The organism is Inmirania thermothiophila, assembly GCF_003751635.1.
In the GTDB taxonomy this organism is placed as follows: Bacteria; Pseudomonadota; Gammaproteobacteria; order DSM-100275; family DSM-100275; genus Inmirania; species Inmirania thermothiophila.
The window spans coordinates 707,454-719,753 of sequence record NZ_RJVI01000001.1; the positions used below are offsets into that span (position 1 = coordinate 707,454).

The 12,300-nt window shown below is 75.4% G+C and carries 12 protein-coding genes; 5 read left to right on the forward strand and 7 right to left on the reverse strand.

Going from position 1 to position 12,300, the window contains the following annotated elements:
- The first annotated feature begins 5 nt into the window (after window positions 1–5).
- From EDC57_RS03405 to EDC57_RS03415, 3 genes are read left to right on the forward strand one after another with little or no spacing between them, the layout of a single operon-like run.
- Complete coding sequence (locus EDC57_RS03405; RefSeq protein ID WP_123400242.1) at window positions 6–2,495, forward strand: heavy metal translocating P-type ATPase; 2,490 nt, start codon at window positions 6–8, stop codon at window positions 2,493–2,495.
- Window positions 2,492–3,700 (forward strand): c-type cytochrome, encoded by a 1,209-nt coding sequence (locus tag EDC57_RS03410; RefSeq protein WP_148051424.1) that lies wholly within the window; start codon window positions 2,492–2,494, stop codon window positions 3,698–3,700. Before EDC57_RS03405 ends, EDC57_RS03410 begins: the two co-directional genes overlap by 4 nt.
- Complete coding sequence (locus EDC57_RS03415) at window positions 3,700–3,933, forward strand: SHOCT domain-containing protein (RefSeq protein WP_123400246.1); 234 nt, start codon at window positions 3,700–3,702, stop codon at window positions 3,931–3,933. Before EDC57_RS03410 ends, EDC57_RS03415 begins: the two co-directional genes overlap by 1 nt.
- Before the next feature lie 20 nt (window positions 3,934–3,953).
- Here the strand turns inward: EDC57_RS03415 and EDC57_RS03420 are convergent, their stop codons facing one another.
- The 3 genes from EDC57_RS03420 to pomA are packed head-to-tail and all read right to left on the reverse strand — an operon-like array spanning window position 3,954 to window position 6,128.
- Window positions 3,954–4,532: a PilZ domain-containing protein gene (locus tag EDC57_RS03420; protein ID WP_123400248.1), complete on the reverse strand. Its 579-nt coding sequence runs from the start codon at window positions 4,530–4,532 to the stop codon at window positions 3,954–3,956.
- 7 nt (window positions 4,533–4,539) lie between these two features.
- On the reverse strand, window positions 4,540–5,364 hold the full coding sequence (gene tssL / locus EDC57_RS03425) for a type VI secretion system protein TssL, long form (protein WP_123400251.1): 825 nt from the start codon (window positions 5,362–5,364) through the stop codon (window positions 4,540–4,542).
- Between the two features lie 2 nt (window positions 5,365–5,366).
- On the reverse strand, window positions 5,367–6,128 hold the full coding sequence (gene pomA / locus EDC57_RS03430; RefSeq protein ID WP_123400253.1) for a flagellar motor protein PomA: 762 nt from the start codon (window positions 6,126–6,128) through the stop codon (window positions 5,367–5,369).
- A gap of 151 nt (window positions 6,129–6,279) precedes the next feature.
- On the opposite strand from pomA, the gene EDC57_RS03435 reads away from it, so the two are divergent.
- Window positions 6,280–6,891, forward strand: a complete 612-nt coding sequence (locus tag EDC57_RS03435) for a flavin prenyltransferase UbiX (RefSeq protein ID WP_123400256.1) — start codon at window positions 6,280–6,282, stop codon at window positions 6,889–6,891.
- On the opposite strand, the gene EDC57_RS03440 is transcribed toward EDC57_RS03435, so the two are convergent.
- The 4 genes from EDC57_RS03440 to thiD are packed head-to-tail and all read right to left on the reverse strand — an operon-like array spanning window position 6,869 to window position 11,652.
- On the reverse strand, window positions 6,869–8,887 hold the full coding sequence (locus EDC57_RS03440) for a bifunctional DedA family/phosphatase PAP2 family protein (RefSeq protein ID WP_123400258.1): 2,019 nt from the start codon (window positions 8,885–8,887) through the stop codon (window positions 6,869–6,871). The two genes, EDC57_RS03435 and EDC57_RS03440, sit on opposite strands and share 23 nt — an antisense overlap.
- A gap of 31 nt (window positions 8,888–8,918) precedes the next feature.
- Window positions 8,919–10,199, reverse strand: coding sequence for a glutamate-1-semialdehyde 2,1-aminomutase (gene hemL, locus EDC57_RS03445; RefSeq protein WP_123400260.1), 1,281 nt, complete (start codon window positions 10,197–10,199; stop codon window positions 8,919–8,921).
- Entirely contained in the window at window positions 10,196–10,852 is a 657-nt protein-coding gene (gene thiE / locus EDC57_RS03450) for a thiamine phosphate synthase (RefSeq protein WP_123400262.1), read from the reverse strand. The genes hemL and thiE overlap by 4 nt, the downstream gene beginning before the upstream one ends.
- Window positions 10,849–11,652 (reverse strand): bifunctional hydroxymethylpyrimidine kinase/phosphomethylpyrimidine kinase, encoded by an 804-nt coding sequence (gene thiD / locus EDC57_RS03455; RefSeq protein WP_123400264.1) that lies wholly within the window; start codon window positions 11,650–11,652, stop codon window positions 10,849–10,851. Before thiD ends, thiE begins: the two co-directional genes overlap by 4 nt.
- A gap of 122 nt (window positions 11,653–11,774) precedes the next feature.
- Here thiD and EDC57_RS03460 point away from each other — a divergent pair, with 122 nt between their 5' ends.
- Window positions 11,775–12,272, forward strand: a complete 498-nt coding sequence (locus EDC57_RS03460; RefSeq protein ID WP_123400266.1) for a DUF5063 domain-containing protein — start codon at window positions 11,775–11,777, stop codon at window positions 12,270–12,272.
- Window positions 12,273–12,300 lie beyond the last annotated feature (28 nt).

The following is a 12,300-nucleotide window of genomic DNA, read 5'->3' on the forward strand; positions in this document are numbered from 1 at the left end:
GTGCGATGGCCGAGGTGAGCTTCCGGATCGGCGGGATGACCTGCGCAAGCTGCGTGGCGCGGGTGGAACGGGCGCTGCGCAGGCGCGAGGGGGTGGAGACGGCGGAGGTCAACCTCGCCACCGAGCGCGCGCGGGTGGCCTTCGACGCCCGGCGCGTCGAGCTGCCCGAGCTCGTGGAGGCGGTGCGCCAGGCGGGCTACGAGCCGGTGGTGACGCGCACCGAGCTGGGGGTGAAGGGCATGACCTGCGCCGCCTGCGTGCGCCGCGTCGAGCGCGCGCTCGGGAAGCTGCCGGGCGTGCTCTCGGCGAGCGTCAATCTCGCCACCGGGCGGGCGACGGTGGAGCACCTGGCCGACGCGGTGACGCCGGCCGCGCTGGGTGCGGCCGTGCGTGCCGCAGGCTACGAGCCGGTGCTGGGGGCGGCCGCCGACGCCGACCGCGAGCAGGCCGAGCGCGAGGCCGAGATCCGCGGGCTGGGGCGCGACCTCACCGCGGCGGCGGCGCTCACGGTGCCGCTGGTGCTGATCGCCATGGGGCCGCTCTTCTTCCCGGCGCTGGGGGGGCTCCTCGAGGCGGTGGCGCCGCCCGCCTTCTGGCACGGCCTCGAGTTCCTGCTCGCCACCCCGGTGCTGTTCGGCGCGGGGCGGCGCTTCTTCCGCTCGGGATGGGCCGAGCTGCGCCACGCGAGCCCCGGCATGAACAGCCTCGTGATGCTCGGCACAAGCGCCGCGTGGGGCTACTCGGTGCTGGCGCTGGCGGCGCCGGGGCTTTTCCCCGAGGGCACCGCCAACCTCTACTTCGAGGCCGCCGCGGTGATCGTCACCCTGATCCTGCTCGGCCGCTACCTGGAGGCCCGCGCCAAGGGGCGCACCTCCGAGGCGATCCGCCGCCTCATGGCGCTGCAGGCGCGCACCGCCCGCGTGCTGCGTGGCGGCGAGGCGGTGGAGGTCCCGGTGGAGGAGGTGCTGCCGGGCGACCTCGTGGTCGTGCGGCCGGGCGAGCGCGTGCCGGTGGACGGCACGGTGACCGAAGGCTCGAGCTATGTGGACGAGTCCATGCTCTCGGGCGAGCCGGTCCCGGTGGCGAAGGGGCCCGGGGACACCGTCGTCGGCGGGACCGTGAACAAGACCGGCTCCTTCACCTTCCGTGCCGAGCGCGTCGGCGCGGACACGGTGCTCGCCCAGATCATCCGCATGGTGGAGGAGGCGCAGGCGGCCAAGCCCCCGATCCAGCAGCTCGCCGACCGCATCGCCGGCGTCTTCGTGCCCGTGGTCATGGTGGTGGCGGCGCTGACCTTCGTGATCTGGCTGCTGGTGGGGCCGTCGCCGGCGCTCAGCTACGCCTTCGTCGCCGCGGTGAGCGTGCTGCTCATCGCCTGCCCCTGCGCCATGGGGCTTGCCACGCCCACCGCCATCATGGTGGGCACCGGCCGCGGGGCCGAGATGGGCGTGCTGTTCCGCAAGGGGACCGCGCTGGAGCTGCTCGCCCGCGTCGATACCGTGGTCCTGGACAAGACCGGGACCGTGACCCGCGGCCGGCCGGAGCTGACCGATCTCGTGGTGGTGGAGGGCGAGGAGGCCGAGGTGCTGCGCCGGGTGGCGGCGGCCGAGGCGCGCAGCGAGCACCCCATCGCCGAGGCCGTGGTGGAGGCGGCGCGTGCGCGGGGGCTGGACCTGCCGGAGGTGGCGGCCTTCGAGGCCGTCCCGGGCTACGGCATCGAGGCCGAGGTGGAGGGGCGCCGCATCCAGGTGGGGGCCGACCGCTACATGGCACGGCTCGGCATCGACCTCGGCCCGGTGGCGGGGCGGGTGGAGGCATGGGCGGACGCCGCCAAGACACCGCTCTACGCGGCCGTCGACGGCCGGCTCGCGGCGGCCCTCGCGGTGGCGGATCCGGTCAAGGAAGGCAGTCGCGAGGCGGTCGAGGCGCTGCACCGGCTGGGGCTCGCCGTGGCCATGGTCACCGGCGACCACCGCCGCACGGCCGAGGCGGTGGCCCGCGCGGTGGGCATCGAGCGCGTCATGGCGGAGGTGCTGCCCGAGCACAAGGCCGAGGAGGTGCGCAGGCTCCAGGCCGAGGGCCGGCGGGTGGCCTTCGTCGGCGACGGCATCAACGACGCCCCCGCGCTCGCCCAGGCGGACGTGGGCGTGGCCATCGGCACCGGCACCGACGTGGCCATCGAGGCCGGCGACGTGATCCTGATGTCGGGGGACCTGCGCGGCATCGTCAACGCGGTGGCGCTCGCGCGCCGCACCCTGCGCACCATCCGCCTCAACTTCTTCTGGGCCTACGCCTACAACGTCGCCCTCATCCCGGTCGCCGCCGGTGCCCTCTACCCGCTCCTCGGCGTCCTCCTGAACCCGATGCTGGCGGCGGCGGCGATGAGCCTGTCGAGCGTCTTCGTCGTCACCAACAGCCTGCGCCTGCGCCGCTTCCGCCCGCCCGCGGCCACCCACGCCGGAGCCGGGACCGAGGCCCAGGGGGTGGCGGCATGAGGCGGGGGGTGCGCAGCGGCCGCGGCTGGCTCGCGGCGGCGCTGCTGCTGGCGCTCGCAGCGCCGGCGCACGCCCTGCGCCTGGAGGCGCTGCCCCACCTTCACGGCATCGCCTGGGTGCCGGGGGAGGGACTGCGCGTGGCCGCCCACGACGGGCTCTATGCCGTCGCGCCCGACGGTCGTGTCCGGCGCGTCGGCGCCGCCGGCTGGGACCTCATGAGCCTGATCGAGGTCCCCGGACGGCCGGGCTGGCTCTACGCGGGGGGGCACCCGGGCGAGGGCGAGAACCTGGGCCTTGCGGCCTCCACCGACGGGGGGCGGACCTGGGCGCGGCGGGGCGCCGCCGAGGCCGACTTCCACGCCCTTGCGGTCTCGGCCGCCGATCCCCGGCGCCTGGCCGGCGTCCACGCCGGCACGCTGTGGACGAGCGAGGACGGCGGGCGGAGCTGGCGGCAGGTGGGGCGCGCCCCCGAGGAGATCCTCTCCCTCGCCTTCTCCCCGGACGGTCGCCGCCTCTACGCGGCCGCGGGCGGGGGGCTGCTGGTGAGCCGGGACGGCGGCCGCGGCTGGACGCCCCTCACCAGCGGCGACGAGCCCGGGAGCCTCGTGGCGGTGCGGCCCGACGGCACCGTCTACGCCTTCCTGCTGGGCAAGGGGCTCGTCCGCGGCAGGGACCCGGGGACAGGCTGGCAGGTGCTGGTGCCGGACTTCGGCGCCCACGTCCCGCTCGCCCTCACCGCGGACGCCGACGGCGGGCTCTACCTGCTGACCCATCTCGGCCGCATCCTGGTCTCCACCGACGGCGGCGCCTCATGGCGCCGCTGGGGTCTGCCCGCCGCCGCGCCCGCGGAGGCCGCGCGGCGCGGGCAGCGCCTCTACGAGGCGCGCTGCCGGGCCTGTCACGGCCGCGACGGCCTCGGCGAGCCGCTCACGGTGGAGAAGCTCGCGGTGCGCGACTATCGCTTCGCCCCGCCCCTGGACGATGCCCTGCATGCCTGGCACCACACCGACGAGGATCTGGTGCGCACCATCCTCGACGGGGTCCCCGGGGGGCGGATGCCGGCCTGGCGCGGCGTGCTCGACGAGGCGCAGGCGCGGGATCTCGTGGCCTACATCAAGTCCCTGTGGGGGCCGCGTGCCCGCGCCTGCCAGGGGCCTCGACACATGCGTTGCCCGCCCGGCGCGGGCGAGGAGGAGGGATCGTGATGCACGACGGCGGCGGGGCCTGGGGCTGGGCCTGGATGGGCCTCGGCGGGATCGGGATGGTGCTCTTCTGGGTGCTCGTCCTGGTGGCGGTGGTCTGGATCGTGCGGGCCCTCCTGGGCGGCGGCAGCGGCCGGGAGGAGGACCCGCTCGTGGTGCTCAAGCGCCGCTACGCCCGGGGCGAGATCGACCGCGAGACCTACGAGCGCATGCGCGAGGCGCTGCGGCGCGACTGACGGCGGCGCCGGCAGGGGCGTCAGGATCCTTCGTCGCCCTGCCGCTGCGCCCGCAGCCGCTCGGCCTGGCGGCGCAGGACGTGGCTGACGATGACGTCGCGGTCCTCCTCGCGCAGCGCCTCGAAGGCGGCGGCGATGCGCCAGGGGTGCTCGCCGCCGTCCGCGCGCTCGCAGCGCACGACGCGCCCGTAGGTGAGGATGGCGGTGAAGGAGGGGTGCAGCACGATGCGCAGCTCGAGCAGCGTGCCGGGCTCGAGGCGCTCGTCGTTGGCGAAGGCGATCCCCGAGGCGCTGATCTCGGCCGGGCGCGGCGGTACGTCGTAGAGGCCCTCGCGGTCGGCGGCGATGAGGCGGCCGAGCAGCTCCAGCTTGCGGTCCATCAGCTCCAGGCAGTAGGCGATGCGGGGGTGCTCCTCGGCGACCTCGCGGATCGCGGCCTCCAGCTGCTCGGCCTCGCGCTGCAGCGTGTCGGAGAGGGTGAACCAGACCGGGCCCCGGCGCTCGAAGGACGCCAGCGCCTCCTCGAAGGCCTCGGCCTCCAGTACCCGGTAGCTCAGGCTGACGAGATCCTCGACCCGGTAGAACTGGCGTCGGTCCATCGCGGCCTCACTTCTGGATGATGATCTCCACGCGGCGGTTGCGGGCGCGGTTCTCCGGGGTGGTGTTGGGCACCAACGGCTGGGTGTCGGCGTGGCCCTCGGCGGCGACGCGCTTGGAGGGAATGGCCGAGCGGGCGAGCAGCTCGTGCACCACGGAGACCGCACGCGCGGCGGAGAGCTCCCAGTTCGAACGGTAGGGGCCGCCGTGCACGGGGACGTCGTCGGTGTGGCCGGCGACGACGATGCGCCCCTCGGTCTTCTCCAGGGTCTTGCCGATGGTCTCCAGCACCGGGACGAACCCGGGGTCGAGCTCGGCGCTGCCCGAGGGGAAGGAGCCCTTCTCGCGGACACGGACGATGACGTTGCCCTCGCGCTGCTCCACCTCGACGAGCCCCTGGCGGATCTGCTGCTGCAGCAGGCGGCGCAGCTTGACGGCCTCGCGCCGGGCCTCCTGGATGCGGGCGTCGGTGAACTCCAGGGTCTGCCGGTTCTCGTCGACGGTCTTCTGGCGGATGTCCTTGGTGGGGTCCGGCGTCGGGCGGCCGGGGCTGAACTCGCGCGCGATGATGCTGGTTCCCTTGGGCGGCTCCAGGGTGCGCAGCTCGCGCTGCACGCCGAAGGCGTTCTTCATGGAGCCCGCGATCTGCTTGTACTTCTGCACGTCCATCTCGGAGAAGGACAGCAGGAGCACGAAGAAGGCCATGAGCAGCGTGGCGAGGTCGGCGAAGGTGACGATCCAGCCCGGCGCCCTCGGCGGCGGGCACTTCTTCTCCCGCGGCGGGTCCGGCGGCGGGGGCGGCGGGGCGGCGCCCTTGGCGGTGCCCGTGGCCATGGCTACTTGGCCTTCGCCTTGTCGCGCTTCTTGCCCGGCAGGTAGGCCTTGAGCAGGCCGTCGAGCACGCGCGGGTTCATGCCGTCCTGGATCGCGTTGATGGCCTCGATGATGAGCGACTTGTTGGTGCGCTCCTGCTCGCTGCGAAGCTCCAGCTTCTCCGCGATGGGCAGGGCGACGAGGTTGGCGATGAGCGAGCCGTAGAGGGTGGTGAGCAGCGCCACCGCCATCGCCGGCCCGATCTTTTTCGGGTCGTCCATGTTGGCCATGAGCTGGACGAGGCCGATGAGGGTCCCGATCATGCCCATGGCGGGGGCGGAGTCGCCGATGGCCTTCCAGATCTTCTGCCCCGTCTCGTGGCGCTCCACCGTCAGGTTCATCTCCTGGGTGAGCATCTTGCGCACCAGCGCCGCGTCGTGACCGTCCACCACGAGCTGCAGCCCCTTCTTGAAGAATTCGTTCTTGACCGGCGCCTTCTCGAGCTCCAGCAGCCCGGCCTTGCGCGCGGTCTCGGCCAGGCGTACGGCGTCCTTGATGAGCTCCTCCGGCGACTCGATTTTGAAGATGAAGGCCTTCGCGGCGACGCTGAAGGCGCTCAGGAAGTTGGCGAGGGGGAACTTGATGAGGGTCGCGGCGATGGTGCCGCCGACGACGATGAGCAGGCTCGGCGGGTTGACGAAGATGCCGGGCCCGCTGCCCATGAGGATCGAGCCGACCACGATGCCGAGGCCGAAGAGAAGGCCGATGAGGGTTGCCAGGTCCATCGAGGCTGCTCCCCGGTGCCCGCGATCCGGGTCCTGCGACTGGGTGGATCTTGATCTATGTCGGCCGCCGCGGCCGTGGGTTGAGCCCGCGCGTCCTTGCCCGCGGCGGCGGCTTCAGTTTAACTGACCGGCGTCGGATCGGGAGAGGGACGTGGGCAGCCCCCGTGACGCCATCGCGCTCGCCTGGACCGGGGCCTCGGGGGCGCCCTACGGGCTGCGTCTGCTCCACTGCCTGCTGGCGGCCGGCGAGGAGGTCTTCCTCATGGTCTCGCCGGCGGCCCGGGTGGTGCTCGCCGCCGAGGAGGACCTCGCGCTGCCGGCCGAGGGCGGCGCGATGGCGGCCGCCCTGGGGGCGCGGCTCGGGGTCGCCACCGACGGCCTGCGCATCCTCGGCCATCAGGAGTGGATGGCGCCGGTGGCCAGCGGCAGCGCCGCGCCCCGGGCGATGGTGGTCTGTCCCTGCTCCATGGGGACCCTCTCGGCCATCGCCACCGGCGCCAGCAACAACCTCATCGAGCGCGCCGCCGACGTCATGCTCAAGGAGCGCCGCCCCCTCATCCTCGTCCCCCGCGACACGCCCCTGTCCGCGATCCATCTCGAGAACATGCTGCGCGTGACGCGGGCGGGGGCGGTGGTGCTGCCGGCCTCGCCCGGCTTCTACCACCGTCCCCGGACCGTGGCCGAGGTGGTGGACTTCGTGGTCGCGCGGATCCTCGACCACCTCGGCATCGGCCACGATCTCATCCCCCGCTGGGGGGCGTGATGTCGGGCGGGGCGAGCAACAGCACGCCCCCGTCCCATTCCGGCCCGCCCTCGCCCCGCCGCACCTGCGCCCGCACCAGCGCCCCGGCGTGGCGCGCCAGCACCTCGCGCGGCCCGTCGAAGCGGGGCAGGGTGCGCGGCAGGGTCAGCAGCGGCAGGGGCCGCGCCGCGCCGAGGAAGCTCACGTTGCCCACCAGGATCGGCGTGTCCCACCCGGCGAGGCGCCAGCCGGCATCCCAGAGGCGCAGTACCAGCCGGCCCCCCGGCGCGGGCAGGGCGAGGCGCAGGACCTCGTGGCGGCCGTCGTGGACCTGCGGCAGGACCGGCAGGGTCTGCGGGTCCGGATCCGGTACGAGGAGGGCGAGGAGGTCGCGGGCGCGAAACGGGGCGGGCCGCCAGCCCTGGGCGGCCAGCGCGCGGGCCAGGGCGGCGGGTGCCACCGCCGCCTGCACCGTCAGGGGATGGCGGCGACGGCCGCCGAGGTCGTTGCGCCACGCCGGCAGCGCGCGCCAGCCCCCGTCGAGCCACGCCGCCGGGGCCAGCGTGCGCAGCGGGACGCGGGGCGCGTAGCGGGCGAGGTCCGCCTCGTGGCGCAGGGCGATGTGGGTGCCGCCGAAGAGCGCCAGGAGCAGGCTCGAGACCGCCACCAGGTGCGCTCCCCGCGGCGGCGTCCCGCCGTGGCGGCGGCAGGCCAGACCCACCAGCGCCGCCCACGCCCCGCCCAGGGCGAGGCCGGCGGCGACGTCGCCGAGCCAGTGCACCCCGAGGTAGAGGCGGGAGGCGGCGATGCCGAGCACCAGCGTCGCGGTGGAGGCGTAGAGGAGCCAGCGCCACGCGGGGGCGAGGGCCGGGGCGGCGAGGATCGCGGCGAGGCTGTAGATCGCGGCGGCGGCGGTGGCGTGTCCGCTGGGAAAGGCGTAACCGGCCACCATCGCCCCGGGCGGGCGCGGCACCGCCAAGAGCGCCTTGAGGATCGGCGGCACGGCGAAGGCGAAGGCAAGCCCCAGGGCCCAGTGCACCGCGACCGTGCGCCGGCGCTGCACCAGCAGCCAGGCCAGCACGCCGAGGCCGAAGGGCCAGAGCACGGCGCCGTCGCCGAGCTCGGTCAGGGCCACCATCACGTGGTCGACGAGGGGCGAGCGCAGCCCCTGGAGGGTGCGGTGCAGCGCCTCCTCCCACGGCGTCGGCGGGGGCGTGCGCGCCACCTGCCAGGCGAGGGCGGCGAAGCCCGCGACCCCGCCCGCGAGCAGCGGGCCGAGGAGGGCGAGGCTGCCGAGGTCCGGCCGCTCGGGGTCCACCAGGGCGCGCACCGGCGGGCCCAGGAGCGGATGGCGTCCGCTCCAGGCGATGAGCCGCGCGGCAAGGCGCGCCGCGCGCGGGGTCAGGCGGGCGTAGAGGCGGTGCACCGCGGCGAAGACCCCCCAGGTCAGCCCCAGGATCAGCGCCAGGAGGAGCACGAGACGGCCCGCCACCTCCGAGGCGAGGGCGAGCGAGGCCCCGACCGCGATCCCCGGCAGCAGGTAGGCCGGGGCCCAGGCGACGGCGCCGGCGGCGGCGAGGGCGGCGAAGCGCGGCCACGGCATGCCCAGGCTGCCCGCCAGCGCCGGCACCACCGGGCGCAGGGGGCCGACGAAGCGGGCCACCAGCACCCCCTTGCCGCCGTGGCGGCGGACGAACGCCTCGGCCCGCGTCACCAGCTCGCGCCGCCGGGCCAGCAGGCGGTGGGCGAGCAGGCGCGCGCCGTGGCGACGGCCGAGCCAGAAGCTGACGAGGTCCCCGGCGAGGGCGCCGGCCGAGGCCGCGGCCCAGGTGGGGGCGAGCTGGACGGTGCCGGTGGCGACGAGGGCGCCGGCGGCGAACATGAAGACCGCGCCGGGGACCACCAGCCCCACCAGGACCAGCGACTCGGCGAAGGCGGCGGCGAAGACCACCGCCCCGGCCCAGGCCGGGTGGGCCGCGATCCAGGCCAGCAGCGCCTCGAGGGCGGGGTGCTCCACGGCGGTGCGCGGCCGGTGGCGGCTCCGCTGCTCAGAGCCCGGCCAGCACCTCGCGCGCGGCGGCGACGGTGGCCTCGATGTCCGCCTCGGTGTGGGCCGTGCTCATGAAGGCGGCCTCGAATGCCGACGGCGCGAGATAGACGCCGCGCGCGAGCATGCCGTGGAAGAAGCGGCGGAAGCGCTCGGCGTCGCAGGCGGTGACGTCGGCGTAGCCCGTGATCCGCTCGGCCTCGGTGAAGAAGAGCCCGAACATGGCCCCCACGTGCTGGGTGCGCAGGGCCACCCCGGTCTCGCGCGCCGCCGCCTCGAGCCCCGCGCAGAGGGCCGCGGTGCGCGCCTCGAGCCGCTCGTAGAGGCCCGGCTCTCGCAGCAGCCGCAGGGTGGCCAGCCCCGCCGCCATCGCCACCGGGTTGCCCGAGAGGGTGCCGGCCTGGTAGACGGGCCCGGTGGGGGCGATCCGCTCCATGACCTCGCGCCGCCCGCCGAAGGCCCCCACCGGCATGCCGCCACCGAGGACCTTGCCCAGGGTGGTGAGGTCGGGGCGGACGCCGTAGCGGGCCTGGGCGCCGCCGAGGGCGACGCGGAAGCCGGTCATCACCTCGTCGAAGATGAGCAGCGCGCCGTGGCGGTCGCAGACCTCGCGCAGGGTTTCGAGGAAGCCCGGCTCCGGCGGGATGCAGTTCATGTTTCCCGCCACCGGCTCGACGATGACGCAGGCGATCTCGTCGCCCATGCGGTCGAAGACCTCGCGCACCTGCCCCGCGTCGTTGTAGGTCAGGGTCAGGGTGTGCGCGGCGAGGGCCGCCGGCACGCCGGGCGAGGTGGGCACGCCCAGGGTCAGGGCGCCGGAGCCGGCCTTGACCAGCAGGGCGTCGGCGTGGCCGTGGTAGCAGCCCTCGAACTTGACGATGCGGTCGCGTCCGGTGAAGCCGCGGGCGAGCCGGATCGCGCTCATGGTGGCCTCGGTGCCGGAGCTCACCATGCGCACCATCTCCACCGAGGGCACCAGCTCGCAGACGAGCTCGGCGAGCTCCACCTCCAGCGCGCAGGGGGCGCCGAAGGAGAGGCCGCGGGCGGCGGTCTCGCGCACCGCCTCGATCACCGCCGGATGGGCGTGGCCGAGGATCATCGGGCCCCAGGAGCCCACGTAGTCGATGTAGCGGCGCCCGTCGGCGTCCCACAGGTAGGCCCCCTCGGCGCGGGCGATGAAGGGCGGCTCGCCGCCGACGGCGCGGAAGGCGCGCACGGGCGAGTTGACCCCGCCGGGGATGACGCGGCGGGCGCGCTCGAACAGCTCCTGCGACCGGCTCATGGCTCCCTCCCGGATGCGTGTGCGGGCTCGAACAGGGCGGCGTAGCGGCGGGCCGCGGCCTCGATGTCGGCGGCGCCGAAGACGCCGTGCACCACCGCCAGCAGGTCGGCCCCCGCGGCGACGAGGGCGGCGCCATTGTCGGGGGTGATCCCGCCGATGGCAACCAGGGGCAGGGCGAGGCGGGCCCGCGCCCGCTGCAGCAGCGCCGGCGGGGCGCGTCGCGCCGCCGGCTTGGTGCGCGAGGGGAAGAAGCTGCCGAAGGCGACGTAGTCGGCGCCCGCCGCGGCGGCCTCCTCCGCGCGGGCGAGGGAGTCGTAGCAGGAGACCCCGACCAGGGCCTGGGGGCCGAGCAGCCGGCGGGCCTCGGCCGGATCGGGGTCGTCGGCGCCGAGGTGGACGCCGGCGGCCCCCGCGGCGCGGGCGAGGGCGGGGTCGTCGTTGACCACCAGGGGGACGCCGGCGCGGCGGCAGAGGGCCGCCAGCGCCGTCGCTTCTTCCAGGCGCCGCCGCGCATCGCCCCCCTTGTCGCGGTACTGGACGAGGCGCGCGCCGCCGCGGATCGCCGCCGCCACCGCGGGGAGGAGCCGCGCGCCGGGGGTCAGGGCGCCGTCGGTGAGGACATAGAGCCCGCACAGGGGGCGCTCGCCGGTCACGACGTCTCCCCGCGGTCGAAGGCCCAGAAGAGGCGGTTGGGCAGGTGCTGGCCGCGCCCCGGGCGGTAGCCCGCGCGCAGCGCCTCCCAGGTGTACTCCTGGGCCTCGTGGATGGCGGTGAAGGGCTCGAGCCCCTGGGCCAGCAGCCCGGCGATGGCCGAGGCCAGGGTGCAGCCGGAGCCGTGGTAGCTGCCCGGCAGCCGCTCCCAGGTGAAGCGCTCGAGGAGCCGGAGGTTGCCCCAGAGGCGGTTGACCACGTGCTCGGTGGGCTCGTGGGTGCCGGTGAGCAGCACCAGCTCGGCGCCGGCGGCGAGCAGCTGCTGGGCGCAGGCCTCGAGGCTGTCGGCCTCGGGGGCGAGGGCGCGCGCCTCCTCGCTGTTGGGGGTGAGGACCGTGGCCCGCGGCACCAGCAGGGCGAGCAGCGCCTCGCGCACCTCCTCGCCGGCGAGGCTGCCGCCGCCCCCGCCGGCGAGGACCGGGTCCAGGACCACGGGGACGTCGCCGAGGTCGGCGAGCACGGCGGCGACGGCGGCGGCGTTGGCGGCGCTGCCCACCATGCCGATCTTGACCGCCGCCACCGGCAGGTCCTCCACCACCGCCCGCGCCTGCTCGGCCACCAGGGCCGGCGGCAGCGGCTCGAAGCGCTGCACGCGCCGGGTGTCCTGCACCGTCACCGCGGTGGCCACGGGGGCGGCGTGGGCGCCCATGCTGGCCACCGCCTCGATGTCGGCGGCAAGCCCCGCCCCGCCGCTGGGGTCGTGGCCGGCGAAGACGAGCACCACGGGCACCGTCCTGCTCACCTCACCCTCCGTCGATCCTCCCGACGGGGCAAAGCTATCGGAAGGGGGCGCGCGGTGCCAGATCCGCCCTGGACTTTCCGGGGCGGCTGCTAGACTTGGGAAAAGTCCGGGAGGCCTGCGGGGTGAGCAGCATCGAGCTCGAGCGGGAGGCGGCGCCGATGGGGGAGCTGGAGCGGGCGGCCCGCCGCTACGTGGCCCTCATCGACGGCGCCGAGGCCATGAGCCTGCCCACCCTGCTGCAGGAGGCGGCGGTGCTGCTGGCGCGGCTGCAGGCGGGCATGCAGGCGCTGGGCCGGCCGGCGGCGGTGGAGCGGGACGGGCGCGTGCCGGACTTCGAGCACCGCTTCGAGCTCTTCCTGCGCCTGCGCGCGCTGCTCGGCGAGCACGACGCCTACTGGCTCGAGGGCGACCGCGAGCACATGAGCGGCAGCCTCGCCGACGACCTCGCCGACATCTACTTCGACCTGCGCCAGGCGCTGGCCCTCGTGGACGCAGGCGAGCCGGAGCGGGCGCTGCGCTTCCTGCGCTCGAGCTACGTCCTGCACTGGGGCCAGCACCTGGTGGATGCCGCCCGCCACATCTACCGCCTGCATAGCGAGGGGCGCCTGGGCGGGGCCTGACGGCGCCCGCCCCGGGCTGATAGACTAC